Genomic DNA, 25,832 nt, shown 5'->3' with positions numbered 1-25,832 from the left:
GATGACGCTGCGCGAGTTCAAGCTGCCCGACGTCGGCGAGGGCCTGACCGAGGGCGAGATCCTGCAGTGGCTCGTCGCCGTCGGCGACACGGTCACGGTCAACCAGCCGCTCTGCGAGGTGGAGACGGCGAAGGCGGCGGTCGAGCTGCCCTCCCCGTACGCCGGCACGGTCACCGAGCTGAAGTTCGAGGCCGGGACGACGGTCGACGTCGGGACGCCGATCATCACGATCGACGCCGACGGCGAGGGTGGGGGCATCGAGGCCTCCGACGCGGCGCTCGCCTCGGCCACCGCGTCCCCGGCGGAGGACGAGCCGGCCGCCGGGCTGATCGGCGGTCCCGCCCCCGGTGGGCGGACGTCGGTGCTGGTCGGGTACGGCCCGCGGACCACCGAGGCCAAGCGCCGCCCGCGCCGCGCCGCCGCCCCGGCGCCCGCCCGCGCCGCCGCCGTCCTGCCGGAGGCCGACTACGGCTCGGGGCCCGAGCACCCGCCGCTGCTGGCCACCGCGCCCGACATCACCACCAAGCCGGTGCGCCACGGCGGGCTGGAGATCGGCCGCGCCGCGGAGGCGCACGCGGCCGCCGAGGAGGCCGCGCCGTCCCGCGCCGCCGAGCACGGGCACGGCCGGGCGCGGCCGCTGGCCAAGCCGCCGGTGCGCAAGTACGCCAAGGACCTCGGCGTCGACCTCGCGACCGTGCGCGGCACCGGCGAGGGCGGCGTCATCACCCGCGCCGACATCGACGCCGCCGCCTCCGGGACTTTCGGCGCCGAAAGTCCCCTCGCCCCGGTCGTCGAGGGGACTTTCGGCGCGGAAAGTCCTGTAGCGGGGGAGCAGCGGATCCCGATCAAGGGGGTGCGCAAGCACACCGCCGCCGCGATGGTGACCAGCGCGTTCACCGCGCCGCACGTCACCGAGTTCCTCACCGTCGACGTCACCCGGATGATGAAGCTGCGCGCGCGACTGGCCGCCCGCCCGGAGTTCGCCGGCGTCAAGGTCAGCCCGCTGCTGCTCGTCGCCAAGGCGCTGCTGCTGGCGGCGCAGAAGCATCCGATGGTCAACAGCTCCTGGGACGAGGCCGCGCAGGAGATCGTCGTCCACGGGCAGGTCAACCTGGGCATCGCGGCGGCCACCCCGCGCGGGCTCGTCGTCCCCAACATCAAGGACGCCGGGCGGCTGTCCCTGACCGAGCTCGCCGGCGCGCTGGCCGAGCTGACCGAGACCGCCCGCGCCGGGAAGACGGCCCCCGCCGACATGACCGGCGGCACGATCACGATCACCAACGTGGGCGTGTTCGGCGTCGACACGGGGACGCCGATCCTCAACCCGGGCGAGTCGGCGATCCTGGCGTTCGGCGCGGTCCGCGAGATGCCGTGGGTGCACAAGGGCCGCATCGCAGTCCGCCAGGTCACCCAGCTGGGGCTGTCGTTCGATCACCGGATCATCGACGGGGAGCTGGGCAGCCGGTTCCTCGCCGACATCGGCGCCCTGCTCCACGACCCCGCCGCCGCGTTCACCTTCTGAGTCCCGCGAAGAACCAGGAGCTCGCTGCCGTGGCCCGACGCACGTACGCCCTCGTCGCGCTGCTGATCTTCCTGCTGCTCAGCGTGGTCGCCACCGTGGTCAGCGGCGGCCGAGCCGGCCTGGAGCAGGGCAGCGCGCCGACCGTCGTGCAGGTCGTCGGCTACGTGTTCGCCCTCGCCGGGGCGCTCCTCCTGCTGGTCCCGCACCCCGACGCCCCCGGCGACCGGGTCACCGGGGGAGTGGTGCTGGGCGTGCTCGCGGTGCTCGGGGCCCTGGACGTCGCCGCCGCGGGAGCCGCCGACGGCGACGGCGGCAGCATCGGCGGCGGACTCGTGCGGCTGATCTGCCTGCTGGCGGTCGTCGCGATGACCGTCCGCCTGGTGGCGGGCAGCGCAGCGCGTCGCGCATGACCGATCTCGACCGGCTGCTCGACTTCGCCGAGCGGTCCCGGCTGCCCGGGGGTGGCTTCGGCTACCTCGGGGACGACGGCCGGGTGCTGCCCGGGCGGCCGGTCGAGACCTGGATCGTCGCGCGGATGACGCACGTCTTCGGGCTGGCGTCGCTGCTGGGCCGCCCACGCGCGGACGAACCGGTCCGGCACGGGATCGCCGCGCTCACCGGCGGTCCGCTGCGCGACGCGGCACACGGCGGCTGGTCCGCGAGCACCGACGACCCCACCAAGGCCGCCTACGTGCACGCCTTCGTCGTCCTGGCGGGCGCGACCGCGACGACCGCCGGCGCGCCCGGCGGGCGCGAGTTGCTCGACGACGCGCTCGCCGTCTGGCAGGAGCGGTTCTGGGACGACGCGGCCGGCCTGGCCGTGGAGGAGTGGGACGCCGGCTGGACGACGTGTGCCGAGTACCGCGGCGTCAACGCCAACATGCACGGCGTGGAGGCGATGCTGGCCGCCGCCGACGCCCTCGGGGCCGACGCGCTGCGGGCGCAGGCGCTGCGCAGCACCGAGCGGGTGGTGCACGGCTGGGCCCGCGAGCGGGACTGGCGGCTGCCCGAGCACTTCACCGCGGACTGGACGCCCCTGCCGGACTTCAACCGCGACCGGCCGGCCGACCCGTTCCGGCCGTACGGGGTGACGGTCGGGCACCAGTTCGAGTGGGCCCGGCTGTGCCTGCACCTGCGCGCCGCCCTGGGCCAAAGTGGCCACTTCGGCCCCTCCTGGCTGCTCGACGACGCCGTCGCGCTGTTCGACGCCGCCGCCACGCGCGGCTGGGCCGCCGACGGCTCCGACGGGTTCCCGTACACCCTCGACTGGGACGACCGGCCGGTGGTCGGCGCCCGCATGCACTGGGTGCTGTGCGAGGCGATCGCCGCGGCCACCGTGCTGGCCGAGGTCACCGGCGACGAGCGCTACCGGGAGCTCGCGGCGCGGTGGCGGGCGCACGGCGAGGCGCGCTTCGCCGATCCGGCCACCGGCAGCTGGCACCACGAGCTGACGCCGTCCGGCGCGGTCGGCCGCGGCACGTGGGCCGGCCAGCCCGACGCCTACCACCTGGCGCAGATGCTGCTGCTCGACGGCCGGCCGGTGCGCGGCAGCATCGCCGCCGCGCTGGTCAGCCGCTGACCTCGACCAGTTCTTCCCGCTCGCTCCCGCCGGAGGTCTGCAGGGTCAGCACCTGCCCGACGCCCGGCACGTAGAACTTCAGCTCGGCCACGTCGGGCTCCAGCGGGGTCGTCTCGCGGGTGAGCAGCGCGCCGGTGTAGATCCCCGTGGGCGTCTGCACCTTCTCGTCGGTGGAGAGCACCACCGCCCGGTCCTCGGCCTCGCCGGCCAGGTACTCCTGCCGGTAGGCGAGCCCGGGCCGGGGGTCCGCGGGGACGGCGACCCCCGGCTGGGCGCCGTCCACCCCCGCCTCCCAGGACCCCTCCGTCGAGGGCGGCTCCCCGGGCGGGTACTCCGTCGTCTGCTCGCCCAGGTACCAGACGTTGCCGTCGGCGTCCTGGGCGTACCAGTCCCGGGTGTCCTCGACGACGGCGCCGCCCTCCGACACCACGTCGTGGACGACGCGGGCCTCGATCCCGGCGGCGACCGTGTGGGTCTCGTCGAGCACGGTCACCTCGACCTGCTGGGCGGTGCCGTCGGCATCGGTCGACGTGTAGGCCCAGCGGTCGCCGGGGCGCATCGGCCAGTACTCGTTGGTGATGTCCACGGTGAACTCGGCCGGATCGAGCTCGACGGCGGCGTTCCCCCGAGGCAGCGACCCGCACCCGTTCAGTGCGAGCAGCGCGGCGAGCGCGAGCGCCGGCCCGCCGCGGTCACCCGCCCGCACCGCCGTCCTCCTCGTCGGCCGAGCTGCCCACGACGACGAAGTGCTCGTCGACCTGGACGTCGACCTGGGCGCCGTCGTCCCGGGTGACCTCGACCTCGTAGTAGCTCTCCTCGTCGCCGATCTCGGTGCCGGTGACCCGGCCGCCGCCGGTCGCGGCGAGGGCGGCGTCGCTCGCCTTCTGCAGCGCGTCGCCGGTGATGGGGACGTCGGGTCCCTCCTGGGCGTCGGGGCCGCCGGAGGCGACCGCGACCCCTGTGCCGACGGCGACGAGGACCACGGCGCCGCCCGCGACCAGCCACTTGCGCATCGAGAGACCTCCTCCGTCAGGGGTGTGTGCGACGACGATCGTGGCGGGCCGACCTGACGCCTCCCTGACTCGTTCAGCGCGCCGTCAGGTCCGCGGTGCGATGCTGACCGGGCCGGAGGGGTGCGATGAAGCTGCTGCTCGTCGACGACGACGCGACGCTCGCCGCCGCCCTCCGCCGCGGCCTGACCGCCGAGGGCTTCTCGGTCGAGGTGGCCGCCGACGGCCGGGAGGGGCTGTGGCGGGGCCGCGAGGGCGGCTACGACCTGATCCTGCTCGACATCCTGCTGCCCGGCGCGAACGGTTACTCCGTCTGCGCCGAGCTGCGGCGCTCCGGGGTCCGCACCCCGATCCTGATGCTCACCGCCAAGGACGGCGACCTCGACGAGGCCGAGGGCCTCGACACCGGCGCCGACGACTACCTGCGCAAGCCGTTCTCCTTCCCGGTGCTCGTGGCCCGGGTGCACGCGCTGCTGCGGCGGGCGGCGCTCGGGGACCCGCCGCCGCTCGAGGTCGGCGACCTGCGGCTGGACGTGCGCGCCCGGCGGGTGCTCCGGGGCGGGGCCGAGGTGCCGCTGACCGCCCGCGAGTTCGCGCTGCTCGCCTACCTGATCCGCCGGGCGGGCCGGATCGTGCCGAAGGCCGATCTCCTCGCCGGGGTGTGGGACGACGCGTTCGAGGGCGATCCGAACGTCGTCGAGGTCTACGTGGGCCGCCTGCGGCGGAAGCTGGGGCCCGGTGTCGCACGGATCGAGACGGTCCGCGGCATGGGGTACCGGCTGCTCGGGCCGTGACCGCGCGGCGCACCGCCACGCTGCGGTTCCGGGTCACCGCGCTGGCCGCCCTCGCGGTGCTCGCCGTCCTCGCCGCCGCGGGCGCCGGCCTGCTGTGGGTCCATCGGGCCACGCTCACCGACGCCCTCGACGAGAGCCTGGTCGACCGCGCGGCGGCCGCCGCCGCCCAGCTGCGCGCCGGGCAGCCCGTCGACCCCCTGGTCTCCGACGACGTCGCCGTCCGCGTGCTGCCGGGGGACGGCGACCGCGCCACGGTCGCCGACGGCACGCTGCCGGACGGCTCGCCGGCCCGGGTCGTCACCCGCCCCGCCGGCGGCGCGGCGGTGGTGGTCACCGGCAGCCTGGAGGACGTCGAGGACAGCGTGCGGGTGCTCCGCGGCGCGCTGCTCGTCGCCGTCCCGGTGACCGCCGCGGTGCTGGCCGCGCTCGTGTGGCTGCTGACCGGCCGGGTGCTGCGGCCGGTGGAGCGGATCCGGGCGGAGGTCGACCGCATCTCCGCGGGGCGGCTGGACCGGCGGGTGCCCGAGCCGGCCACGGCCGACGAGATCGCCCGGCTGGCGCACACGATGAACGCGATGCTCGACCGGCTGGCCGGCGCGGCCGAGCGGCAGCGGCGGTTCGTCGCCGACGCCGCCCACGAGCTGCGGACGCCGCTGGCGCGGATCCGCACCCAGCTCGAGGTGGACCGCGCCCACCCCGGCACCGCGGACCCGCGGGCCACCTCCGCGGCGGTGCTCGCCGAGGCCGGCCGGCTGCAGCGGCTGGTCGACGACCTGCTCCTGCTGGCCCGCAGCGACTCCGGGGCCGCCGAGCTGGCGGCGGCCGGGCCGGTGGACCTCGACGACGTCGTGCTGGCCGAGGTGCGGCGGGTGCGCGGCGCCGGCGGGCCGGGGATCGACATTGCGGGCGTCGCGCCGGCGCAGGTCTCCGGGGACCGCGGTCAGCTGGCGCGGGCGGTGGCCAACCTGCTCGAACGCCGTCCGGCACGCCCGGGAGCGGGTCACCGTCACGCTGCGGGAGGACGGCGGCAGCGCCGTCCTCACCGTCGCCGACGACGGCCCGGGCATCCCGCCGGAGGCGCGCGAGTGGGTCTTCGAGCGGTTCACCCGGCTGGACGGCGCCCGCTCGGCCGATGCGGGCGGCGCGGGCCTCGGGCTGCCCATCGCCCGCGACATCGCCGTCCGCCACGGGGGTGGGCTGGCTCTGGACGCGAGGTCCGGCGCCCGCTTCGTGCTCACTTTGCCTGTGGCCGGACGTGTTCCCCCGCGTACCGCTGGGTAGGTCGTGCACGACCGAGTTCCAACGCAGAGGAGTATCCGTGGCCAGCGTGCAGGAGTCCGTCGACGTCGACGTCCCGATCCGCGTCGCCTACGACCAGTGGACGCAGTTCGAGTCGTTCCCCCAGTTCATGGGCGGGGTGGAGCGCATCACCCAGCTCGACGACCGCCGCGTCCACTGGGTCACGAACGTCGACGGCGTCAAGCGCGAGTTCGACACCGAGATCACCGAGCAGCACCCGGAGGAGCGGGTCGCCTGGACCTCGACGGCCGGCGAGGCCAAGCACGCCGGCGTCGTGACGTTCCACAAGCTCGACGAGAACAAGACCCGCGTGATGATCCAGATCGACTGGGAGCCCGAGGGCGTCGTCGAGAAGGCCGGCGCGGCGCTCGGCTTCGACGACCGGCAGGTCAAGGCGGACGCGAAGAAGTTCAAGGAGTTCATCGAGAGCCGCGGCACCGAGACCGGCGCCTGGCGCGGCGACGTACCGCGCAGCTGAACGAAGACGTCGGCGCCCGTCCCCTCGCGAGGGGACGGGCGCCGACGCGGTTGCGGGCGGCTACTCCGCGTCCAGGTCCTGCCGCACCATGCCGGCGATCTGGTCGAGCACCGCCTGGTCGTCGCTGGTGACGATGACCTCCGCGCCCTGCTTGGCGCCGAGTGTCATGATCATCAGCGGTGACCCGGCGTCGATCGGGTTGCCGCCCGGGGTGGCCAGGGTGACCGGCACGCCGGCCTTCCCCACGGCCTCCGCGATGAGTGCGGCCGGACGGGCGTGCAGGCCGACCCGGGAGCCGACGGTGACGGTCTGACTGGGCATCGATCCTCTTCCTCGCTGCTGGGGACGGGTGGGGTGGGGCTGAGCTTGCCGGTCAGGTGGTCGCCGCGCTCGACGGGACGCCCACGGGACCGTGGGCGTGCTCGAGGTCGACGGCGTCCTCGGGGGCCTCCTCGGCGTCACTGTGCCCGAAGCTCTTCAGCACCGTGACGGCGATGCCGCCGACGACCGCCCCGATCACGATGGCGAGCAGGAACAGCAGGAAGTTGCTGATCGCGAAGAACACGAAGATCCCGCCGTGCGGTGCCCGCAGCTCGATCCCGCTGGCGGCCACGATCGCACCGGTGGTCGCGCCACCCAGCATCATCGAGGGGATGACCCGCAGCGGGTCGGCCGCGGCGAACGGGATGGCGCCCTCGGAGATGAACGAGGCGCCGAGCAGCCAGGCCGCCTTGCCGTTGTCCCGCTCGGCCGCGGTGTACAGCTTCGGCCGCAGGACCGTGCTGAACGCCATCGCGATCGGGGGCACCATGCCGGCGGCCATGACGGTCGCCATGATGACCAGCTGCTGGTGCCCGGCGTCCCCGGCGATGGCCGCGGTCAGCCCGGTGGTGGCGAAGACGTAGGCCGCCTTGTTCACCGGGCCGCCCAGGTCGAAGCACATCATCAGACCGAGGACGATGCCCAGCGCCAGCGCGGCGGTTCCGGTCAGGCCGTTCAGCCAGTTGCCGAGCCCGGTCAGCGCGGCGGCCAGCGGCTTGCCGAGCACGAGCACCATCAGGCCGCTGGAGATCAGCGTGGCCAGCAGCGGGATGATCACCACGGGCTGCAGGCCGCGCACGCCGGCGGGCAGCTTCCAGCGGCTGATCCACAGGGCGCAGAAGCCGGCGAGCACGCCGCCGACGAGGCCGCCGAGGAAGCCGGCGCCCACCGTCACGGACACGGCGCCGACGACGAAGCCGGGGACGAGGCCGGGGCGGTCGGCGATCGCGTAGGCGATGTAGCCGGCCAGCGCCGGGACGAGGAAGCCGAAGGCGGCGCTGCCGAGCACGAAGCAGACCGCGCCGAGGTAGCCGAGGAATCCGCCGTTGAGACCCTCGATCCCCGAGGCGCCCGGCGGCAGGTCGAACAGCGAGTTGTTCAGCACCCAGCTCAGCGCGTAGCTCTGCCCGGACGCCGAGTCGGGGTTCGTCGTGGCGATCTTGTAGCCGCCGAGCAGGAAGCTGAGGGCGATGAGCAGGCCGCCCGCCGCGACGAACGGGATCATGTAGCTCACGCCGGTGAGCAGCCAGCGGCGGATCTCGGAGCCGACGCCCGGCCGGCCGGCCGAGGCGGCGGCGGACTCACCGGCGCCGCCCGCGCCCCCGGCCACGCGGCGCGCGTTCGGGTCGTCGGCGGCGGCCAGCGCCTCCTGGATCATCTTCTCGGGCTCGTTGATCGCCCGCTTGGTGCCGCTCTGCACGACCGGCTTGCCGGCGAACCGGCCCTGGTCCCGCACGCCCACGTCCACGGCGAAGATCACCGCGTCGGCGTTGCGGATCACCGCCGGGTCCAGCGGCGTCGACCCGGAGGAGCCCTGGGTCTCGACGTGCACGTCCACCCCGGCCTCGCGGCCGGCGGCCGTGAGCTTGTCGGCGGCCATGTAGGTGTGCGCGATGCCGGTCGGGCAGGCGCTGACGACGACGACGCTGCGCGCGGCGCGGGCCTCCGCGGCGGGCGCAGTCGACGCGGCGGCAGGGCCGGCCGCGGGCGCGGCGACCGTCGCCGGTTCGGGGGCGACGACCTCCTGCACCAGGACGACGACCTCCTCGGCCGTGGCCGCCGAGCGCAGGGAGGCGACGAACTCCGGCCGCACCAGCGCGCGGGCCAGCGCGGTGAGCAGGGTCAGGTGGTCGGCGTCGCCGTGCGCGGGGGCCGCGATGAGGAAGACGAGGGTGGCCGCGCCGTCCGGCGCGCCGAAGTCGACACCGGGGGAGAGCCGGGCGAACCCGAGCGAGGCCTCGGTGACCGCGGCCGACCGGCAGTGCGGGATGGCGATCCCGCCGGGCAGGCCGGTCGCCGCCTGGGCCTCGCGGGCCATGGCGTCGGCGTGCAGCGCCTCGGCGCTGGTCGCCCGGCCGGCGTCGGCCACGAGGGCGGCCAGTCGGCGGACGACGGCGTCCTTGTCCGGACCGAGGTCGGCGTCGAGGACGACCAGGTCGGGGGTGATCAGATCGGGCATGAGACCTCTCCCGGAGGGGTCAGCGGGAGTCCCGGCCGGCGGCCGGGACGGAAGGGGTGCTGCTGGTGCCGGCGAAGCCGGCCGTGACCCGCACTGCTGCACCGTCCACCTGGGCCGGGGTGGGGACGGCGGATCCGGGGAGCGACGCACTCGCCGCTCCGTACGCGACCGCGGTGCGCAGCCGCTCGTCAGGGGCTGCGCCGGCGAGGTCGCCGAGCAGGTAGCCGGCCAGGCTGCAGTCACCGGCGCCGACCGTGCTGCGGACGGCGATCCGCGGCGGCTGCGCCGACCACAGCCCGTCCGCGGCGGAGAGCACCGCGCCGTCCGCCCCGAGGGTGAGCAGCACCTCGGCCACGCCGCGCTCGTGCAGCGTGCGGACGGCGGCGAGCGCGGCGTCGGGGTCGGCGAGCACCTCGGCCTCGGCCACCCCGGCGAGCTGGGCGAGCTCCTCGGAGTTGGGCTTGAGCAGATCGGGCGCGGCGTCGGGGCCGGCGCCGAGCAGCGCCTGCAGCGGCGCCTCGGAGGTGTCGACGGCGATCCGGGCGCCGGTGTCGCGCAGCGAGCGGACCAGCTCGGCGTACCAGTCGACCGGCGTCCCCGCCGGCAGCGAGCCGGAGAGCACGACCCACCGGGCGCCGGCGGCGTGCCGGTGCAGCGCCGCGGTCAGCTCGGCGCGGGTCCGCTCGTCGAGGGCGAAGCCGGGCTCGTTGAGCTTGGTGGTGGTGCCGTCGGGCTCGGCGAGGGTGTAGTTGGTGCGCACCGGGGCCGGCACCGGCACGGTGGCCAGCGCCAGCCCGTGGGCGTGCAGCGCACCGACGATCGGGTCGTCGTCGGCCGCCGGGAGCACCGAGACGACGTCGGCGCCGGCGGCCGCGAGCGCGCGGGAGACGTTGACCCCCTTGCCGCCCGGCTCGGTGGAGCTGAGCCCCAGCCGCATGACGCCGCCGCGCTCGATCGCGCCCGGCAGGGCGAGCGTGCGGTCGAGGCTCGGGTTGGCGGTGAGGGTGACGACCTGAGCTGTCATGCGATGACGACCTCGATCCCGTAGTCCTCGAACTGGGCGACCTGCGCCGGATCGGCGTCGGCGTCGGTGACGAGGACGTCGACGTCCTCCACGGCGGCGAAGCGGACCAGGTGCTCGCGGCCGAGCTTGCTGCTGTCGGCGAGCACGATGCTGCGCTGCGCGGCGCGGACCATCGCCCGCTTGGTCGCGGCCTCCGCCTCGTCGGGGGTCGAGAAGCCGTGCGCCGCGCTGATGCCGTTGGTGCCGAGGAAGACGGCGTCGACGCGCAGGTCGGCCAGCGCGCGGACGGTCCAGTCGCCGACGGCGGTCTGGGTGATGCCGCGGACCCGGCCGCCGAGCACGTGCAGGGTGATGCCGGGGGAGACCGAGAGCCGGGTCGCGATCGGTACCGAGTTGGTGGCCACGTAGAGCCGGCGGTCACCGGGCAGGACGTCGGCGAGCGCGGCGGTGGTGCTGCCGCCGTCGAGGATCACGCTGCCCTCCACGGCCGGCAGGAGGTCGAGCGCGGCAGCGGCGATCTTGCGCTTCTGCTCGGTGCGGGTGCCGTGCCGCTCGCCCAGCCCGGTCTCGACGAGGGTCAGCGCCCCCGCGGGGACGGCGCCGCCGTGCACCCGGCGCAGCATCCCCGCGCGCTCGAGGACGGCGAGGTCGCGGCGGACCGTCTCCATGGTCACGCCGAACTCCTCGGCGACCTGCGCGACCTGGATGCGGCCGCGGTCGGCGACGAGGGTGGCGAGGGCGTGCTGCCGCTCTTCGGGATACATCGCCTCAACCCTCCTCCAGTGCCGTGCCGTAGACCACATCCGATTTCCGATCGTGTGGCTTTGACGTTGTGTTGGTGTTGTTCTATGCCCGATCGGTTGACAAGTCAAGACCTGTTCGTGACTCTGGTCACCGGAGGACGTCGGTGTCCCCCGTCCCGTTCGCAGCGCCTTGCCCCGCCCACCCGCAGCGCCATTCCCCCGCCCACCCGCCGGATCCGCTCTGGGAGCCCTCCATGTCGACCACCGCCCCCTCCCTGCCGTCCACCGTCGGCCCGTCGGTGCTCACCGGGACCCCCGTCGTCCCAGGTGTGGCGCTCGGCCCCGTGATCCGCCCCTCGGGCGCTGTCCGGCTGCCCTCGGAGGACCAGCCGACCGTGCCGGAGGAGCGCCGTGGGATGGAGAAGGCGCGGTTCGCCGCGGCCGCGGAGAAGGTGGCCGAACGGCTGGAGCACCGCGCCGCGAACGCGACCGGCGTCAGCGCCGAGGTCCTCGCCGCCACGGCCGGCCTCGCGCGTGACCGCGGCCTGCTGTCGGCCGTCGAGCAGCGCATCGACGCCGGCGCCGCGGCCGAGGTGGCGACCCTCCAGGCGGCGCAGCAGTTCGTCGACCTGTTCACCTCCCTCGGCGGGCTGATGGCCGAGCGGGCGACCGACGTCCGCGACGTCCGCGACCGCATCGTCGCCGAGGTGACCGGCCAGGGCGAGCCCGGCGTCCCCGTGCCGGACGTGCCGTCCGTGCTGCTCGCCGACGACCTCGCGCCGGCCGACACGGCGGGGCTGGACCCCAGGCGCGTGATCGGGCTGGCGACCCGCCTCGGCGGCACGACCAGCCACACCGCGATCATCGCCCGCCAGCTGGGCCTGCCCTGCGTCGTCGCCGTGGGCGGGCTGGACGACGTCCCGGCCGGGGTGACCGTGCTGCTCGACGGCGAGCAGGGCACGGTCACCGTCGACCCTGAGCCCGACCAGGCGCAGGCGCGCGTGGAGGCGGCGCGGGTCGCCGCCGAGGCGCTGGCCGGCTACCAGGGGCCGGCGACGACCCGCGACGGCCACGCCGTCCAGGTCCTCGCCAACGTGCAGGACGGCGCCGGCGCCCGCGCCGCCGTGGCGGCGCACGCCGAGGGTGTGGGGCTGCTGCGCACCGAGCTCGCGTTCCTCGGGCACGCCGAGGAGCCCTCGGTCGAGGAGCAGGCCCGCGGTTACGCCGACGTCTTCGCCGCGTTCGAAGGCCGCAAGGTCGTGCTGCGCACCCTGGACGCCGGGTCGGACAAGCCGCTGGCGTTCGCGACGCTGCCGGACGAGGCCAACCCCGCTCTCGGGGTGCGCGGGCTGCGGATCGCCCGGCGCGACCCCGGCCTCCTCGAGCGCCAGCTCGACGCCGTCGCCCAGGCCGCCCGCGAGACCGCCTCGACGCCGTGGGTGATGGCGCCCATGGTCGCCACGGTGGGGGAGGCCGCCGACTTCGCAGCCCGGGTGCGTGCCCGCGGCCTGGTGCCGGGCGTGATGATCGAGGTGCCGTCGGCCGCGCTGCTGGCCGAGCGGCTGCTCCAGCACGTCGACTTCCTGTCGATCGGCACCAACGACCTCTCGCAGTACACCCTCGCGGCCGACCGGCTCTCGGCCGACCTCGCCGACCTCACCGACCCGTGGCAGCCGGCACTCCTCGAGCTGGTGCGGGTCACCGTCGAGGCCGGGCAGCGCCGCGGCAAGCCGGTCGGGGTCTGCGGCGAGGCCGCGGCCGACCCGCTGCTCGCGATCGTGCTCGTCGGGCTGGGCATCACGTCGCTGTCCTGCGCCGCCTCGGCGGTGCCGGCGGTCGGCGCCCGGCTGGGCACGGTGGACCTGGCCACCTGCCGGGAGGCGGCCGCGGCGGCGCTGGCCGCGGACGACCCGCAGGCGGCACGGGAGGCGGTGCGGGGACTGCTCGCCGCCGGGTGAGAGAGGAAGCTCACTCCTGCGAGTGACGTTCTCTCGGTGTGGCTTGGCTCTGGCCTGGTTTTCTTCGGAATATCTTGGGTCTCGCCTGCTTTACTACAGGCGTACCCATCAAGAACGCTTCGAAGGAGCACCCAGAGATGAGCAGCGTGACGTCCAGCTGGCGAGAGCGTCGACTGGCCGCGCGGACGCGGCGGGCGCTGGAGCGCGCCCTCGCCACCAGCACCACCCCCGCGATGCGCGACGAGCTCCTGACGCTGGCCAACAGCGCCTCGTACCGCAGCATCCCCCGCTGAGGTAGCACCGCGGCCCGAGGGGTCGCGGCGTACGGAACACTCGACGACCCCCGGCTTCCAGGACCGATGCCGGGGGTCGTCGCTGTCTCAGTAGTGGAACGCGTGGACGACGGCGTGGCCCCTGCCGCGTGCGATCAGCCGCCGGTTCACCGGCAGCGTGACGACGAACGCGACCGCGAGCGAGCCGGCCAGCGTCAGCCAGAACAGCGCGGAGGTCGGGCCGGCGTCCATCGCACCCGGCACGGACAGCACCGCCGCGTTGTCCACGATCTCCATCACGGCGATCGAGACCGTGTCCGCGGCCAGGGCGACCTGCAGTGCCCGGCGGAACGGCACGCCGCTCCGCAGTACGCCGCGCATCGTCAGCGCGTAGCCGAAGGCGAACGCGAGGGCGATCGACAGCACGACGGTGGCCCCGTTGTGCAGGCCGAGTGCGGTGCCGATCACCATGCCCAGCACCTCGCCGATGGCGCAGCCGGTCAGGCAGTGCAGCGTCGCCTGGGCGGCCGTGCCCCAGCCGACTGTGCTGGGACGGATGTGCTGCTCGTGGGTGTGCACGGGACCTCCTCGTCGACTGATACCCCCTGGGGGTATGAGTGCGGTTGTACTCCCGTGGGGCCGGCAGGACAAGTGCGTCCCTCATCCCGGCGCCGTCCCCCCAACGGGTCGGACGGCTCAATGCGGCCCCGTGGCATGCCGATCACCGAGGCGTGACGAAGGAGACCGTGCCGGGCGAGGCCCGCGAGACCTCCGGCGCGGTCACCGGCAGCCTGCTGCGCTTCGTCCGGTCCCGCGCCGGCGACGGGGCGGTCGAGGAGCTGCTGCGCCGCGCCGGCGTCCCGCACACCGCCGCGGAGCTCGAGGACCCCGCCCGCTGGTGGAGCTACGAGACGCGCAGCCGCCTCTACCGCGCCGCCACCGAGCTGTTCGACGACCCCGACACCATGTTCCGGGTGGGCGCCGAGGCCGTGACCAGCGGCCTGACCCCGTCGCTGATCCTGGTCATGCGCGCGCTCGGGTCGCCCCGGCAGGCCTATCGTCGCGTGCCGCACGTGATGGCCAAGTTCACGACGACCTCGACCATGGAGGTCGCGGAGGCGACCGCCACCTCGGCGACGATGATCTACCGCGCGCAGCCGGGCTTCGTGCACTCGCGTGCCGACTGCCAGTACGCGCAGGGGCTGCTCACGATCGTCCCGACCTTCTTCGGGCTGCCGCCCGCCGTCGTCACGCACGACCGCTGCGAGTCGGAGGGGCACCCGGCCTGCGTCTACGAGCTGGCCTGGGAGCGCCGCTCCCGCCTGCGCCGCCGCCGGACGAGTCGGTCGGCGATGGAGCTCGAGCTCGGGGCGTTGCGCGGCCAGCTGCGGGGTCTGCAGTCGGCGGCGACCGACCTGGTGAGCAGCGCCGACCTCGACAGCGTCCTGAACGGGATCGTCACCCGCGCGGCCGAGGCGGTCCTGGCGCCGGCGTACCTCCTGGCCGTCTCCTCGCCGGCCACGGGCGAGCCCCTCGTGCACAGCGCCGGTCTGGCGCCCCGGGAGGTGCCCGGGCTGGCCGCGAGGCTGCTGCAGGACGGCGACCTGGGGCCGGGCGCGGTGATCGTCGACGTGCTGTCGAGCCGGCGCAGGTACGGCCGCCTCGCGGCGCTGTACCCGCCGGGATACGGAACCGTCGGCGAGGAGCAGTCCCTGCTCGCGGCCTACGCCGACCACGCCGCCGCGGCGCTCGACCTGCTGTTCGCGCTGGAGGACTCGCGGCGGGAGGCCGATCGGGCCGGGGCACTGCTGGCGCTGGCCCACGAGCTCGCCGCCGCCTCCGACGCGGACGCCGTCTGCGCCGTGGTGGCCGAGGCGCTGCCCCGGATCGTCGGCTGCAACCGCGGCACGATCCTGCGCTGGCAGCCGGCGGAGGGCCGGCTCCGGGTGTCGGCGACGGCCGGCGACGACCCCGAGGGCACCGCGGCCGCGCTGCGCAGCTCGCTGCGTGCCGAGGACACCCCCGAGCTGGTCGGCATGCTCACCGATCGCGAGCCCCTGGTGCTCCGGGAGGCGACCAGCAGCCCGGCGCTGCGCGAGTACCTGCGGGGCATCGGCTCGACCGACGCCGTCGCCGTCCCCCTGCTGGCCGGCACCACGTTCCTCGGCGTGGCCGCGGCGAGCTGGCGGGCCGGCGCGGCCCCCGCGCAGCTCGGCGGCGACGTCCTCGCCCGCCTGCGCGGCGTCGGTGACCAGGCCACGACGGCGCTGCAGAAGGCCCGCCTGCTGGAGACCGTGCGCCACCAGGCCTCGCACGACGCGCTGACCGGCCTGCCCAACCGGGTGCTGTTCCTGGACCGGCTGGGCGACGCGCTAGCCGCGCCGGCCGACGGCGAGCAGCTCGCCGTCCTCTTCTGCGACCTCGACCGGTTCAAGGAGGTCAACGACACCCTCGGGCACGCGGCCGGCGACGAGCTGCTCCGGCAGGTGTCCGCCCGCCTGCTCTCGGCGGTGCGGCCGGACGACACCGTCGGGCGGCTCAGCGGGGACGAGTTCGCGATCGTGCTGCGCGGCCTGACCTCAGCCGCGGGTGCGGACTCCCTCGCCCGCCGCGTCCTGCACTGCTTCGACGAGCCGTTCCGGCTCGAGGGCCGCGACGTGCGGATCGGGACGAGCGTCGGCGTGGCCGTGCACCGGGACGGCGACGGTGGCCCCGAACAGCTGCTGCGGCGGGCCGACGCGGCGATGTACGAGGACAAGCACCGCGCCCGGGGTGAGGCCCCGGCGCGTTAGTCGCGTAGCCGGGCGCGCAGCGCCGCCTGGTCCGCGGCGCCGAACCCGTGCGCGTCGAGCCAGCCGAGCGCGCCGCCGTGCCGCTCGTCGAGCAGCGTGAGCACGCGGTCCATCGTCTCCGCCCGCGGGGTGTGGCGGGCGACGTCGCGCTCCATGTCCTCGGCGTAGGTGGGGGAGGCGGCCAGCTTGGCGACCAGCGCGTCGATGATCTCGGCGGTCAGCGCGTAGTCGGCGACGATCTCCTCGTGCGGGACGCCCGCCACCGTCAGCGACAGCGCCACGACGACGCCGGTGCGGTCCTTGCCGGCCGCGCAGTGGACCACCGCCGCGCCGGGGCCGCCGTGCGCCAGCGCCCGCAGCGCGCCCACGACGTTCTCGGCCCGGTCGCTGAGGTACCCGAGGTAGGAGCGGACCGCCGGCGACTCGTGCTCGTCGCCCTCGGCCGTCTGCCGCGGCAGCACCGACGCCTGCCAGCCCGCCGGGAGGTCGGGGACGTCGTCCTCCTCGACCGCGAACACGTCGGTGTAGTGGCCGCGCTCGGGGATCAGGCTGAAGTGCCGGTGGACGACGTCCTCGACGGCGCGCAGCGGGCCGCGCCCCTCGAGCAGGACCTCGCCGCTGGTGCGCAGGTCGATCACCTCGCGCAGCTTCAGCTCGTCGACCAGCCGCGCGACGTCGGCCTCGCTCAGGGTCTGCAGGTTGTCGCTGCGCAGGATCCGCCCGGGGACCGTCGTCCCGCCGTCGGTCGTCGGCAGGCCGCCGAGGTCGCGGGTGTTGGTCGTGCCGTCGAGGCGCAGCCAGCGGTCGGTCCGGAGGGAGGTCACACTCCGACGGTACGGCGCCCGGGCGACGCGGCGGCGACGTCCGGGCGAACTGTGAGCAGTTCCTCGCACACGGCGATCAGGCGGCCGCGCAGCCCGGCGGCGCGTTCAGCGAGCTCGCGCTGGCGGCGCACGTACTCGGCCTTCCCCTCGGGCGTCTCGATCGCGACGGCCGCCTCGCCGTAGGCGGACAGGTCGTACGGCGAGGCCTGCATGTCGAGCAGCCGCACGTCGCGGGCCAGCTCGAAGCAGTCGAGCGCGAGGTCGCCGGGGACGGCGGGGCCGAGCTTGCCGGCCCACTTGTGGCAGTCCATGGAGGCGTGCAGGCACCCCGGCTGCTCCAGCTCCACCTGGGTGGCGCGCGTCGGCTGCAGCCGGTTGAGCCCGGCCGCGGCCGGCGTGAAGAACCGGAACGCGTCGAAGTGGGTGCACCGGATCGGGTGCTCCTCCACCACCGCGTCGGTGCCCGCCTGGCCCAGCCGCAGCGGCAGCGGGTGCCGGTGCCCGTCCTGCCGGTCGGCCCCCTTTCCCCTGTAGACCATCGCCCACTCGTGCAGCCCGAAGCAGCCGGTGAAGGCAGGCCGCGACGCGGTCGCCGTCAGCAGCCGGTGCACGAAGGCGACGGTCTGCCCGCGGTCGGCGAGGAAGGCGTCGACGTCCAGGGTCACCGCGCCGTCGTCGGCCCGGTACCAGCGCCGGCCGGCGTGCGGCGCAGGGCCCTCGGCAGCCGGCGCCAGGACGACGCCCGCGCCCGGGTGCCAGCGGCGCAGCAGGGACGGCCGGGTGTTGTAGTACTCGAAGAGGAAGTCCTCGACCGCGTGCCGCTCCCCGGCCGCCTTGCGGGCGCGGTGGCCGGCGGTCAGCGCGTCGGCGCGCTCGGCGTGCGCCCGCGCGAGCTCCTGCCAGACCTCCGCCGTCAGCCGCACCGGTCCATCATCGCGCGGTCCAGCCGCCGTCCATCGGGAACGAAGCGCCGGTGACCGACTGCGCGGCCGGGGAGCACAGGTAGGCGACCATGTCGGCGACCTCCTCCGGCTCGAGCAGCCGCTTGACGGCCGCCGGCGCGAGCATGATCTGCGCGACGACCTCGTCCTCGGAGATGCCGTTGGCGCGCGCCTGGTCGGCGATCTGGCCTTCGACCAGGGGAGTGCGGACGTAGGCCGGGGCGATGCAGTTCGACGTCACCCCGTGCTCCGCGCCCTCCAGGGCGATGACCTTGGACAGCCCCTCGAGGCCGTGCTTGGCCGTGACGTACGCGGACTTGAACGGGGAGGCGACCAGTCCGTGGATCGAGCTGATGTTCACGACCCGGCCCCAGCCGCGCCCGTACATGTGCGGCAGCGCGCCGCGGGCGAGCCGGAACGGCGCCTCGAGCATCAGCCGCAGGATGTAGGAGAACCGGTCGGGCGGGAACTCGTGGACCGGCGCCACGTGCTGCAGGCCCGCGTTGTTCACCAGGACGTCGACGTCCAGGTCGAGCACGTCGATGCCGTCCAGGTCGGAGAGGTCGGCGGTCACCGCGGTGCCGCCGACCTCGTCCGCGACCCGCTTGGCGCCGTCGGCGTCCCGGTCGACGACCAGCACGTGCGCGCCGGACTCAGCCAGTCGCACCGCCGTCGCCCGGCCGATGCCGGAGCCGCCGCCGGTGACCAGCGCCCGTCGTCCGCTGAGGAATTCGCCCGCCATCGTCGCTCAGTCGGGGGTGTTGCCCGGCCGGGTGACCGCGTCGTCGTGCTGCGCCTCGTCGTCGGTGGTCAGCGTGGTGTCGCGTTCCCCGCGATCGCCGGCCTCGTTGCCCGGCGTGCCGTCGACCAGGTTGCCGCTCGAGTTGGCGTCGGTCGTCTCGTTCTCGTTGTAGCCGGTGGGCTGGGACTCGGTCACGGTGCTCCTCACTTGTCGTGCTGGGCGCGCTGGGCGCGCTGGGCGGTCGACAGGTCGCTGTCGGCCCGGGCCGGTTGCTCGTCGGGGGTGGCGGCGTCGCGCTCCACCGCTTCCTCCCGCGTCAGGGGCACGTCCTCGGACGAGGCGCCGGTGTCGCCGTTGTCGCCGGTGCCCGAGGCGGTGGGCACGTCCTGCTGGATGCGGTCGCTGCCGGCGGGATCGGTCATGGCGGGACCAATGCCCATCCCGCCGACCCGGAAACGACGACGGCCGCCTCCCTGGTGGGCGGCGGCCGTCGACCGGTCCAGGCTCAGAAGGCCGCTTCGTCGATCTCCATGAGCGCGTTGTCGGTGTTCTCGGCGATCGCCCGCTCCGCGGAGAGCTTCGGCAGCACCTGGCTGCAGAAGAAGCGGGTCGCGGCCAGCTTGCCCTCGTAGAAGAACCGGTCCTTCTCCGAGACCTCGCCGGCCAGCGCGGCCAGGGCGACCTCGGACTGGCGGACCAGCAGCCACGCGGTGATCAGGTCACCGGCGGCCAGCAGCAGCCGCGAGGTGTTCTGCGCGACCTTGTACAAGCTGCTCATGTCCTCCTGGGCGGCGGTCAGCTGGCCGAACATCGCGGTGAGCATGCCCTGCACGTCGGAGAGTGCGGTGGCCAGCAGCGCCCGCTCCTCCTTGAGCCGGCCGTTGCCCGCCTCCGCCTCGATCGTCGCCTGGATCTGCGTCGCCAGCCACGTCAGCGCGACGCCGCCGTCCTTGACGACCTTGCGGAAGAAGAAGTCCTGCCCCTGGATCGCCGTCGTCCCCTCGTAGAGGGTGTCGATCTTGGAGTCGCGGATGTACTGCTCGATCGGGTAGTCCTGCAGGTAGCCCGACCCGCCGAGGGTCTGCAGCGACTCGGCGGTGAGCAGCTGGGTGGCGCGCTCCGAGCCGAAGCCCTTCACGACCGGCAGCAGCAGGTCGTTCACGCGCTCGGCGAGCCTGGCCTCCTCGCTGTCGCCGGTGCCCTCGGCCTGGGCCTGGACCACCTGGTCGCGGAAGGTCGCGGCGTACAGGTAGAGCGCGCGCATGCCCTCGGCGTAGGACTTCTGCAGCATCAGTGAGCGGCGCACGTCGGGGTGGTGGGTGATGGTCACCCGCGGGGCGTCCTTGCTGGTCGCGGTCAGGTCGGCGCCCTGCACCCGCTCCTTGGCGAAGGCCAGTGCCTGCTGGTAGCCGGCCGACAGGGTGGCGATCGCCTTGGCGCCCACGAACATGCGGGCGTGCTCGATGACCTTGAACATCTGCGCGATGCCGTCGTGCACCTCGCCGACCAGCCAGCCCTTCGCCGGCACGGGCCCGTCGCCGAAGGTCAGCTCGCAGGTCGTGGAGACCTTCAGGCCCATCTTCTTCTCGACGTTGGTGACGTGGACGCCGTTGCGCTCGCCGAGCGCGCCGGTCGCGAGGTCCACGTGGAACTTGGGGACGACGAACAGCGACAGCCCCTTCGTGCCCGGCTTCGCGCCCTCCGGGCGGGCCAGCACCAGGTGGACGATGTTGTCGGAGAGGTCGTGCTCGGCGGAGGTGATGAACCGCTTCACGCCGGTGATGTGCCAGGAGCCGTCGTCCTGCTGCGCCGCCTTCGTGCGGCCGGCGCCGACGTCGGAACCGGCGTCGGGCTCGGTGAGCACCATGGTGGCCCCCCACTTGCGCTCGATCATCAGCTCGGCGAGGCGTCGCTGGTCGGGCGTGCCGAGCTCGTGCAGGACGGCGGCGAAGGCGGCCCACGCGCCGTACATGAAGACGGCCGGGTTGGCGCCGAGGACCATCTCGAAGGCGGCCCAGGTGAGCGCGTGCGGGGCCCCGAAGCCGCCGAGCTCCTCGGGCAGGTCGAGGCGGTACCACTCGCCGTCCTCGAGGGCGCGGACCGACTTCTTGAACGACTCGGGCAGCGTGACCGAGTGCATCGCCGGGTCGAACACCGGCGGGTTGCGGTCGGCGTCGGCGAAGGACTCGGCGATCGGGCCCTCGGCGAGCTTGCGGATCTCGGCGAGCACGCCGCGCGCCGTCTCGGCGTCCATCTGCTCGAACGGGCCGGTGCCGAACCGGTCCTTGGTGTCCAGGAACTCGAACAGGTTGAACTCGAGGTCCCGCAGGTTCGCGGTGTAGTGGCCCATGCCGTGGCTCCTGTGCTCGGGGCGCTGTGACCCAGCGGGTGACACAGCTCGCTTACTCGCCAGTAACAAACGTTATTACTCGCGAGTAGCTACGGCAAGCGACGGAGCCCGTGACCCTGCTCGTTCCGGGTGAGGACGGCGTCCTGGCTCAGCGCAGCGCGTCCTGGCTCACGCCCCACCGTGAGCCAGGACGACCCGGGATCAGGTCGGCTGATCCCAGGTGACGGTCAGGACTTCTTGCCGCGGCGGGCGCGGAGCGCGACGCCGGCCAGCCCCACGACCAGGCCGCCCAGCGCGGCCGCGATCACCAGCGCCAGCACCAGCGGCGCGTCGACGTTGGCGAACACCAGGCTCACGTCGACGGTCTGGGTGTTGAAGACGACGAACAGCACCAGGACGACGGTGACGAACAGCAGCAGCGCCGCGGCCAGCGAGCGCCCGACGGTGCGGCCGGTGCGCCGCTTGGGGGCCGGGGGCGCCGGCCGCGTGCCGGCGGGCGCGGGGCTGCCGGGCGAACCGCCGAGGCCGCCGGGCGGGGAGCCGCTGCTGCCGGCGGGGCGGGGTGCACCGGCGGGAGGCTGCGAAGCGGTCACGTGAGGAGTCTGCCGCCGCGCCGGCCCGCGCGGCACCGCCCGCGTCGCTACCGAGACCGATTCGTCACCCGTGCGCGTCGGGCTCGGTCTCGGCGGGCGGGTAGGACGGCCCGGCCACCTCACCGGCGCGGTCCGGATCCCCACCCTGGGAGGCGGGATCGCCGGGCGGCGCCACGGTGCTGCCGAGCGGCCCGGCCTCGGGCTCGAGCTCGGCGTCGTCCTTGTCCTTCGGACTGGTCACGGACGAACTGCTGCCCCACCGGGCGGCCGGGAAACCAGCGTCAGCCGGAGAGCGCCGGGCCGGCCTCGTGCCGGGGGTGCTCCGGCGTGCGCTCGCGCTGCTTCATCCGCGCCTCGAACACGTGCCGGTCGCCACCGGACAGCTCCGCGCGGGCGCGCTCGTCGAAGGCGCGGAAGGCCGACCAGTAGCCGGCGTCGAAGTCCTCGACGATCTGGAACGTCCAGCGATCGGCGATCACGTTGCGGCCCACCAGGTCGTGCTCGAGGTCGTCGGCGAGCTGGTCGTGGCCGGCCTTGCGGAAGTGCTCGACCGCCTCCTGGAGCGTGAGGTCGGCGGTGCCGGTCATCCGGTGGAAGCCGTACAGCAGGCCGCGGGCGTGCTCGACGACCTCGAGCGCCTCCGACAGCTTGCCCAGGGCCTCCACCGTCGGATCGTCGAGGTCGGGCCGGGTGCGATCGCTGGTCACCGGCCCATCCTGCGGGCGGACGGCGTCAGGCGCGCGCGGTGCCCCGGAGCTGCGCGGCGTTGTCGATCAGGCGCTCGGCGAGCTGGCGGCCGTGGGCGGCCGGGCCGTCGGGGCCGAGCAGGCCGCCGGAGAGGTACATGCCGTCCATGATCAGGTGGATCTGGGCGGCGAGGTCCTCGCCGCTGCCGGGCAGCAGCTGGTCGGCCAGGCGCTCCAGCCGCGCGTGCAGCTCGAACTTGTAGTCGGCGGCGGCGACGCGGGCCGGGTGCTGGGCGTCGTCGTACTCGCTGCTGACGTTGGTGAACGGGCAGCCGCGGAAGCCGGCGCGGGTGACCTCGCGCTCGACGTGGTCGACGACGGCCAGCAGCGCGGCGCGCGGGTCGCCCTCGCAGCGGGCCAGCTCGGCGTCGATGAAGGCGAGCACGGTGGCGGCCTTGCGCGCGAGGTAGGCGCCGACCAGGTCGTCCTTGCTCTTGAAGAGCCGGTAGACGGTCATCTTCCCCAGGCCCGTCTCGCGGACCAGCTCGTCCATGCCGACGCTGCGCGAGCTGCGGCTCGCGAAGAGGCGCTCGGCGGTGTCGAGCACGATCGCCTGCCGCTCGGCGCGGCTGCGGCGGACCGGGGCCGAGGAGTCGTCGGTGGCGGCGAGGGAGAGGGCGGCGGTCACGCCCCGGATCGTGCACCAGACCGTGACGGAGCAGTTCGCGGCACGCCGAAGATTGTTGCTCTGAGTAACCAGAGGTGATCGGGTTGTCCGAGGCGCCGGGGATCAGAGGGGCCGATGTGACGACACTCCGTGACGATCACCGTTTCGGCTTGACCCCCGGTCCGCGGCGATCAGTTCCGGCGGATGCGCCGGGGGTTGGCGAGCAGCCGGGCGGTCCCGACGGACGTCTCCGCGGTGCGGGACTCGTCGCTCTGCTCGGGGGCCGAGCCCTCGGCTACTCGCGGTTCGTGCTGCATGTCGTCCATGACGTCCAGCCTCCCCCGGCGTCGGGCGGCGAAAACAGCCCCGATCCGGTGATCCACGTCGCATCGGACGAGAGATCGGTCACCATCTCGTGCCTCAGATGACCGGCGCGGCGGCGTGGTGATGGCTGTCGGCGTCGGCGGGGGCGGTCTGCCGCACCTCCCGGCGCCGGCCGGTCGAGGCCAGCACGACCAGCCAGACCACCACCGCGACCGAGACGACGAAGAAGCTCGGCGGCAGGTTGACCATCGCCGAGAGCACCAGGCCGAGCCACACCGAGGCCAGCGCGATCCCGACCGCGATCGCGGCGACGGCGGCCGGGCGGGCGGTCAGCCGCAGCGCCGTGGCGGCGGGGGTGACGACGAGGGCGAACAGCAGCAGCGTCCCGACCACCTGGACGGCCATGGTGATGGTCAGCGCCAGCAGGACGACGAATGCCAGGCCGAGGGCGCGCACCGGCACGCCGCGCGCCTCGGCGACCGCGGGGTCGACGGAGGCGAACAGCAGCGGCCGGGCGATGAGCGCGAGGACGGCGACGACCGCGGCGGTGAACAGGGCGAAGACGACCAGCTGGTCGGAGGAGATCGCGAGCAGGTTCCCGAACAGCACCGACGTCGTCGTGCTGGCGTTCGCGCCGGCCAGCGAGGCGAACAGGACGCCCAGGCCGGTGGCCAGCGCGAGGATCGTGCCGGTGGCGATCTCCCGCTCGGCGACCCGCCGGCCGAACAGCCCGATCAGCAGCCCGCCGCCGACGCAGAACACCGCGAGCCCCAGTGTCACCGGGGCCCCGACCAGGATCGCGCCCGTGGCGCCGGGGAACCCGATGTGCGCCAGCGCGTGCGCGGCGAACGCGTTCTGCCGGGTGATCACGAAGTAGCCGAGCAGCCCGGCGGCCAGCGCGACCAGCGAGCCGCCGATCAGGGCGTGCCGCATGAACGTCGTCTGCATGATGTCGAGCCAGTCGGCCTGGAAGCCGATCCCGTCGAGCAGCGCGTTCATCGAACGGGGTCCCGCCACGCGGCACGGGTGAACAGGTCGCCCTGCGGCGTCCGGACGACGCCGACCGGCGTCCCGTAGAGGTGGGTCAGCAGGTCCTCCCGGACGACGTCGCCGATCGCGGCGTGGTGCGGATGGCCGTCGAGCAGGTAGACGGCGTCGGTGAGCACCGGCAGCAGCGGGTTGAGGTCGTGCGCGACCACCATGATCGTGACCCCGCGCTCCCGGCGGAGGTCGCCGAGCAGCCGGACGATCTCGTGCTGGTTGCGCAGGTCGAGGTTGGCCAGCGGCTCGTCGAGCAGGAGCAGCTCGGCGTCGTCGACGATGGCCTGCGCGATCGCCACGCGCTGCTGCTGGCCGCCGGAGAGCTCGGACATCCGCCGGTCGGCGTAGTCGGCGGCGCCCACCCGCTCGAGCGCGGCCTCGACCCGGGCGCGTTCGGCGGGCGTCGTGCGGCGCAGCCCGAACCGGCCGCCGGTGAGCCCGAGCGTGACCAGGTCGCGGCAGCGGACCGCCTCGCCGATCGCGGCGGTGTAGTTCTGCGGCACGTAGCCGATCCGGCGGTTGCCCCGCCGCGGCGCCCCGCCGAGGACCTCGATCCGGCCCTCGGCGACCGGCAGCAGGCCGAGGACCACCTGGAACAGCGTCGTCTTGCCGGCGCCGTTGGGGCCGATCACCCCGACGATGGCGCCGGCCGGCACGGTGAGGTCGCCCTCGGACCAGACGGTGCGCCCGCCCCGGACGACGCGGACGCCCTCGAGCGCCAGGGCCGCGGTCACCGGCGGGTGAGCGCGGTCGAGAGCCGCCGGAGCTGGGCGAGTTGCCACGAGACGAAGGAACCGCCGGCGTCCGGGGGCGATTCCGTCACCTCGACCACAGGGACGCCGGCGTCCTCGGCCGCGGCGCGCAGCTGGTCGGGCACGCTGCCCTCCGTCTGGCTGTTGAAGACCAGCACGCCGACCTCGCCGCCCGACAGCGCCCGCTCGAACGCGGCGATGTCCCCCGGCGCCGGGTCGCTGTCGTTGCTGGCCGCGCGCCGGTAGCCCTCCGGGGTGACGTCGCGCAGCCCGAGCGCGCCGGCGGTGCGGTCGAACACCGTCTCGGTGGCGGCGTAGCTGCGGCCGGTGGCGGCGGCGTTCAGCGCCGCGATCTCGTCCAGGTAGGGCCGCAGGTCCTGCTGCCAGGCGGCGGCCGCGGCGGTGAAGACGTCGGTGTCGTCCGGCGCGAGCCGGGTGAGCTCCGCGGTGATCGCCGCGGCCATGCGTGGCAGCAGGTCCGGCTGGTACCACAGGTGCGGGTCGTCGCCGTCCTCCGCGCCGGCGACCGCGGCGGCGGAGACCACGGCCGGCTCGTCGTCGACGGTGGCGAGCGCGTCCTCGGCCCAGCCGTCGTAGTGGGCGCCGTTGAGGACGACGAGGTCGGCGTCGTCGAACGCCGCGAGGTCGGCCGGCCGCGGCTCGAAGTCGTGCGGATCGGCCGCGGCGGAGGCCAGCACGGTCGTCACGCTGGCGCAGTCCCCGCCGAGCTGCCGGGCCAGGTCGCTCCACTGGCTGATCGACACGACGACGTCCACCACGGCCCCCGGGCAGCGCGCGGCGTCGCCCTCGACGGTGACCGGCCGGTCGGCCGCGGGGACCCCCGATCCGCAGGCGGTCAGGCCCAGGGCGGCCAGCGCCGCCAGGGCGGCGGCCGACGGGGCGCGGAGCACCGCTCCTCCTCGCTGCTGGAACTCGCTACT

General features: G+C 74.7%; 30 protein-coding genes and 1 pseudogene. 10 read left to right on the top strand and 21 right to left on the bottom strand.

Going from position 1 to position 25,832, the window contains the following annotated elements:
* The first annotated feature begins 1 nt into the window (after nt 1).
* Genes AB3388_RS26255 through AB3388_RS26245 form a run of 3 tightly spaced genes read left to right on the top strand, consistent with a single transcriptional unit; the run spans nt 2 to nt 3,101 of the window.
* Nucleotides 2-1,522, top strand: a complete 1,521-nt coding sequence (locus AB3388_RS26255; RefSeq protein WP_495408281.1) for a dihydrolipoamide acetyltransferase family protein — start codon at nt 2-4, stop codon at nt 1,520-1,522.
* A 29-nt stretch (nt 1,523-1,551) separates the two neighbouring features.
* The gene (locus AB3388_RS26250; protein ID WP_495408280.1) at nt 1,552-1,932 is read left to right on the top strand and encodes a hypothetical protein; all 381 of its coding nucleotides are present in this window, start codon (nt 1,552-1,554) and stop codon (nt 1,930-1,932) included.
* Entirely contained in the window at nt 1,929-3,101 is a 1,173-nt protein-coding gene (locus AB3388_RS26245; RefSeq protein ID WP_495408279.1) for an AGE family epimerase/isomerase, read from the top strand. The genes AB3388_RS26250 and AB3388_RS26245 overlap by 4 nt, the downstream gene beginning before the upstream one ends.
* Here AB3388_RS26245 and AB3388_RS26240 read toward each other — a convergent pair.
* On the bottom strand, nt 3,091-3,807 hold the full coding sequence (locus AB3388_RS26240) for a hypothetical protein (RefSeq protein WP_495408278.1): 717 nt from the start codon (nt 3,805-3,807) through the stop codon (nt 3,091-3,093). The genes AB3388_RS26245 and AB3388_RS26240 overlap by 11 nt on opposite strands.
* Nucleotides 3,794-4,114, bottom strand: a complete 321-nt coding sequence (locus AB3388_RS26235; protein WP_495408277.1) for a PepSY domain-containing protein — start codon at nt 4,112-4,114, stop codon at nt 3,794-3,796. The genes AB3388_RS26240 and AB3388_RS26235 overlap by 14 nt, the downstream gene beginning before the upstream one ends.
* 125 nt (nt 4,115-4,239) lie before the next feature.
* Here AB3388_RS26235 and AB3388_RS26230 point away from each other — a divergent pair, with 125 nt between their 5' ends.
* The 4 genes and pseudogenes from AB3388_RS26230 to AB3388_RS26215 all read left to right on the top strand — a co-directional run bounded on the left by AB3388_RS26230 (nt 4,240) and on the right by AB3388_RS26215 (nt 6,682).
* Complete coding sequence (locus tag AB3388_RS26230; RefSeq protein WP_495408276.1) at nt 4,240-4,905, top strand: response regulator transcription factor; 666 nt, start codon at nt 4,240-4,242, stop codon at nt 4,903-4,905.
* Nucleotides 4,902-5,648, top strand: a pseudogene (locus AB3388_RS26225) (HAMP domain-containing protein); the annotation flags it as partial. The gene AB3388_RS26230 and the pseudogene AB3388_RS26225, both read left to right, overlap by 4 nt.
* Before the next feature lie 157 nt (nt 5,649-5,805).
* Complete coding sequence (locus tag AB3388_RS26220) at nt 5,806-6,186, top strand: sensor histidine kinase (RefSeq protein ID WP_495408275.1); 381 nt, start codon at nt 5,806-5,808, stop codon at nt 6,184-6,186.
* Nucleotides 6,187-6,223: 37 nt separating this feature from the next.
* Nucleotides 6,224-6,682 (top strand): SRPBCC family protein, encoded by a 459-nt coding sequence (locus AB3388_RS26215; protein ID WP_495408274.1) that lies wholly within the window; start codon nt 6,224-6,226, stop codon nt 6,680-6,682.
* Between the two features lie 60 nt (nt 6,683-6,742).
* On the opposite strand, the gene AB3388_RS26210 is transcribed toward AB3388_RS26215, so the two are convergent.
* The 4 genes from AB3388_RS26210 to AB3388_RS26195 are packed head-to-tail and all read right to left on the bottom strand — an operon-like array spanning nt 6,743 to nt 10,970.
* The gene (locus AB3388_RS26210; protein WP_495408273.1) at nt 6,743-7,003 is read right to left on the bottom strand and encodes an HPr family phosphocarrier protein; all 261 of its coding nucleotides are present in this window, start codon (nt 7,001-7,003) and stop codon (nt 6,743-6,745) included.
* 52 nt (nt 7,004-7,055) lie between these two features.
* The gene (locus AB3388_RS26205; protein ID WP_495408272.1) at nt 7,056-9,182 is read right to left on the bottom strand and encodes a PTS fructose transporter subunit IIABC; all 2,127 of its coding nucleotides are present in this window, start codon (nt 9,180-9,182) and stop codon (nt 7,056-7,058) included.
* Between the two features lie 19 nt (nt 9,183-9,201).
* Nucleotides 9,202-10,206, bottom strand: coding sequence for a 1-phosphofructokinase family hexose kinase (locus AB3388_RS26200; RefSeq protein WP_495408271.1), 1,005 nt, complete (start codon nt 10,204-10,206; stop codon nt 9,202-9,204).
* Complete coding sequence (locus tag AB3388_RS26195) at nt 10,203-10,970, bottom strand: DeoR/GlpR family DNA-binding transcription regulator (protein WP_495408270.1); 768 nt, start codon at nt 10,968-10,970, stop codon at nt 10,203-10,205. The genes AB3388_RS26200 and AB3388_RS26195 overlap by 4 nt, the downstream gene beginning before the upstream one ends.
* 233 nt (nt 10,971-11,203) lie before the next feature.
* Here AB3388_RS26195 and ptsP point away from each other — a divergent pair, with 233 nt between their 5' ends.
* Both ptsP and AB3388_RS26185 read left to right on the top strand, forming a co-directional pair.
* Nucleotides 11,204-12,907, top strand: coding sequence for a phosphoenolpyruvate--protein phosphotransferase (gene ptsP / locus AB3388_RS26190; protein WP_495408269.1), 1,704 nt, complete (start codon nt 11,204-11,206; stop codon nt 12,905-12,907).
* A 137-nt stretch (nt 12,908-13,044) separates the two neighbouring features.
* Nucleotides 13,045-13,200 carry a hypothetical protein gene (locus AB3388_RS26185; protein ID WP_448626509.1) on the top strand — a complete coding sequence of 52 codons (156 nt, stop codon included), beginning with the start codon at nt 13,045-13,047 and terminating at the stop codon, nt 13,198-13,200.
* Nucleotides 13,201-13,287: 87 nt separating this feature from the next.
* Here AB3388_RS26185 and AB3388_RS26180 read toward each other — a convergent pair whose 3' ends face one another.
* Nucleotides 13,288-13,758 carry a DUF4396 domain-containing protein gene (locus AB3388_RS26180; RefSeq protein ID WP_495408268.1) on the bottom strand — a complete coding sequence of 157 codons (471 nt, stop codon included), beginning with the start codon at nt 13,756-13,758 and terminating at the stop codon, nt 13,288-13,290.
* Between the two features lie 152 nt (nt 13,759-13,910).
* Here AB3388_RS26180 and AB3388_RS26175 point away from each other — a divergent pair, with 152 nt between their 5' ends.
* The gene (locus AB3388_RS26175) at nt 13,911-15,971 is read left to right on the top strand and encodes a diguanylate cyclase domain-containing protein (protein WP_495408267.1); all 2,061 of its coding nucleotides are present in this window, start codon (nt 13,911-13,913) and stop codon (nt 15,969-15,971) included.
* Here AB3388_RS26175 and AB3388_RS26170 read toward each other — a convergent pair.
* From AB3388_RS26170 to AB3388_RS26105, 14 genes are all read right to left on the bottom strand, one after another.
* The gene (locus AB3388_RS26170) at nt 15,968-16,795 is read right to left on the bottom strand and encodes a tyrosine-protein phosphatase (protein WP_495408266.1); all 828 of its coding nucleotides are present in this window, start codon (nt 16,793-16,795) and stop codon (nt 15,968-15,970) included. The genes AB3388_RS26175 and AB3388_RS26170 overlap by 4 nt on opposite strands.
* On the bottom strand, nt 16,792-17,718 hold the full coding sequence (locus AB3388_RS26165; protein WP_495408265.1) for a 3-methyladenine DNA glycosylase: 927 nt from the start codon (nt 17,716-17,718) through the stop codon (nt 16,792-16,794). Before AB3388_RS26165 ends, AB3388_RS26170 begins: the two co-directional genes overlap by 4 nt.
* A 7-nt stretch (nt 17,719-17,725) precedes the next feature.
* A complete protein-coding gene (locus tag AB3388_RS26160; RefSeq protein WP_495408264.1) occupies nt 17,726-18,478 on the bottom strand; it encodes a 3-hydroxybutyrate dehydrogenase in 753 nt (250 codons plus the stop codon).
* A gap of 6 nt (nt 18,479-18,484) precedes the next feature.
* Entirely contained in the window at nt 18,485-18,673 is a 189-nt protein-coding gene (locus tag AB3388_RS26155; protein WP_495408263.1) for a hypothetical protein, read from the bottom strand.
* Nucleotides 18,674-18,681: 8 nt separating this feature from the next.
* Nucleotides 18,682-18,900: a hypothetical protein gene (locus AB3388_RS26150; protein ID WP_495408262.1), complete on the bottom strand. Its 219-nt coding sequence runs from the start codon at nt 18,898-18,900 to the stop codon at nt 18,682-18,684.
* Between the two features lie 83 nt (nt 18,901-18,983).
* Nucleotides 18,984-20,828: an acyl-CoA dehydrogenase gene (locus AB3388_RS26145; protein ID WP_495408261.1), complete on the bottom strand. Its 1,845-nt coding sequence runs from the start codon at nt 20,826-20,828 to the stop codon at nt 18,984-18,986.
* Between the two features lie 227 nt (nt 20,829-21,055).
* Nucleotides 21,056-21,421 (bottom strand): LapA family protein, encoded by a 366-nt coding sequence (locus AB3388_RS26140; RefSeq protein WP_495408260.1) that lies wholly within the window; start codon nt 21,419-21,421, stop codon nt 21,056-21,058.
* A gap of 64 nt (nt 21,422-21,485) precedes the next feature.
* Entirely contained in the window at nt 21,486-21,662 is a 177-nt protein-coding gene (locus tag AB3388_RS26135; protein WP_495408259.1) for a hypothetical protein, read from the bottom strand.
* 40 nt (nt 21,663-21,702) lie between these two features.
* A complete protein-coding gene (locus tag AB3388_RS26130) occupies nt 21,703-22,128 on the bottom strand; it encodes a hypothetical protein (RefSeq protein ID WP_495408258.1) in 426 nt (141 codons plus the stop codon).
* Nucleotides 22,129-22,153: 25 nt separating this feature from the next.
* Nucleotides 22,154-22,795, bottom strand: a complete 642-nt coding sequence (locus AB3388_RS26125; RefSeq protein WP_495408257.1) for a TetR/AcrR family transcriptional regulator — start codon at nt 22,793-22,795, stop codon at nt 22,154-22,156.
* A 170-nt stretch (nt 22,796-22,965) separates the two neighbouring features.
* Nucleotides 22,966-23,100, bottom strand: coding sequence for a hypothetical protein (locus tag AB3388_RS26120; RefSeq protein ID WP_495408256.1), 135 nt, complete (start codon nt 23,098-23,100; stop codon nt 22,966-22,968).
* A gap of 94 nt (nt 23,101-23,194) precedes the next feature.
* Nucleotides 23,195-24,115 (bottom strand): metal ABC transporter permease, encoded by a 921-nt coding sequence (locus AB3388_RS26115; protein ID WP_495408255.1) that lies wholly within the window; start codon nt 24,113-24,115, stop codon nt 23,195-23,197.
* Nucleotides 24,094-24,873 (bottom strand): metal ABC transporter ATP-binding protein, encoded by a 780-nt coding sequence (locus tag AB3388_RS26110; RefSeq protein ID WP_495408254.1) that lies wholly within the window; start codon nt 24,871-24,873, stop codon nt 24,094-24,096. Before AB3388_RS26110 ends, AB3388_RS26115 begins: the two co-directional genes overlap by 22 nt.
* Nucleotides 24,870-25,802, bottom strand: a complete 933-nt coding sequence (locus AB3388_RS26105) for a metal ABC transporter solute-binding protein, Zn/Mn family (protein ID WP_495408253.1) — start codon at nt 25,800-25,802, stop codon at nt 24,870-24,872. Before AB3388_RS26105 ends, AB3388_RS26110 begins: the two co-directional genes overlap by 4 nt.
* Nucleotides 25,803-25,832 lie beyond the last annotated feature (30 nt).

Source organism: Geodermatophilus sp. SMS 5-13, assembly GCF_059428245.1.
The sequence above is the reverse complement of the archived record's forward strand: the minus strand, read 5'-3'. Positions and strand labels throughout refer to the sequence as shown.

Coding starts and splice junctions, on each gene's coding strand:
- AB3388_RS26255 (WP_495408281.1), top strand. CDS start 2: ATGACGCTGCGCGAGTTCAAGCTGCCCGACGTCGGCGAGGGCCTGACC.
- AB3388_RS26245 (WP_495408279.1), top strand. CDS start 1,929: ATGACCGATCTCGACCGGCTGCTCGACTTCGCCGAGCGGTCCCGGCTG.
- AB3388_RS26235 (WP_495408277.1), bottom strand. CDS start 4,114: ATGCGCAAGTGGCTGGTCGCGGGCGGCGCCGTGGTCCTCGTCGCCGTC.
- AB3388_RS26230 (WP_495408276.1), top strand. CDS start 4,240: ATGAAGCTGCTGCTCGTCGACGACGACGCGACGCTCGCCGCCGCCCTC.
- AB3388_RS26210 (WP_495408273.1), bottom strand. CDS start 7,003: ATGCCCAGTCAGACCGTCACCGTCGGCTCCCGGGTCGGCCTGCACGCC.
- AB3388_RS26205 (WP_495408272.1), bottom strand. CDS start 9,182: ATGCCCGATCTGATCACCCCCGACCTGGTCGTCCTCGACGCCGACCTC.
- AB3388_RS26200 (WP_495408271.1), bottom strand. CDS start 10,206: ATGACAGCTCAGGTCGTCACCCTCACCGCCAACCCGAGCCTCGACCGC.
- AB3388_RS26195 (WP_495408270.1), bottom strand. CDS start 10,970: ATGTATCCCGAAGAGCGGCAGCACGCCCTCGCCACCCTCGTCGCCGAC.
- ptsP (WP_495408269.1), top strand. CDS start 11,204: ATGTCGACCACCGCCCCCTCCCTGCCGTCCACCGTCGGCCCGTCGGTG.
- AB3388_RS26185 (WP_448626509.1), top strand. CDS start 13,045: ATGAGCAGCGTGACGTCCAGCTGGCGAGAGCGTCGACTGGCCGCGCGG.
- AB3388_RS26160 (WP_495408264.1), bottom strand. CDS start 18,478: ATGGCGGGCGAATTCCTCAGCGGACGACGGGCGCTGGTCACCGGCGGC.
- AB3388_RS26150 (WP_495408262.1), bottom strand. CDS start 18,900: ATGACCGATCCCGCCGGCAGCGACCGCATCCAGCAGGACGTGCCCACC.
- AB3388_RS26145 (WP_495408261.1), bottom strand. CDS start 20,828: ATGGGCCACTACACCGCGAACCTGCGGGACCTCGAGTTCAACCTGTTC.
- AB3388_RS26120 (WP_495408256.1), bottom strand. CDS start 23,100: ATGGACGACATGCAGCACGAACCGCGAGTAGCCGAGGGCTCGGCCCCC.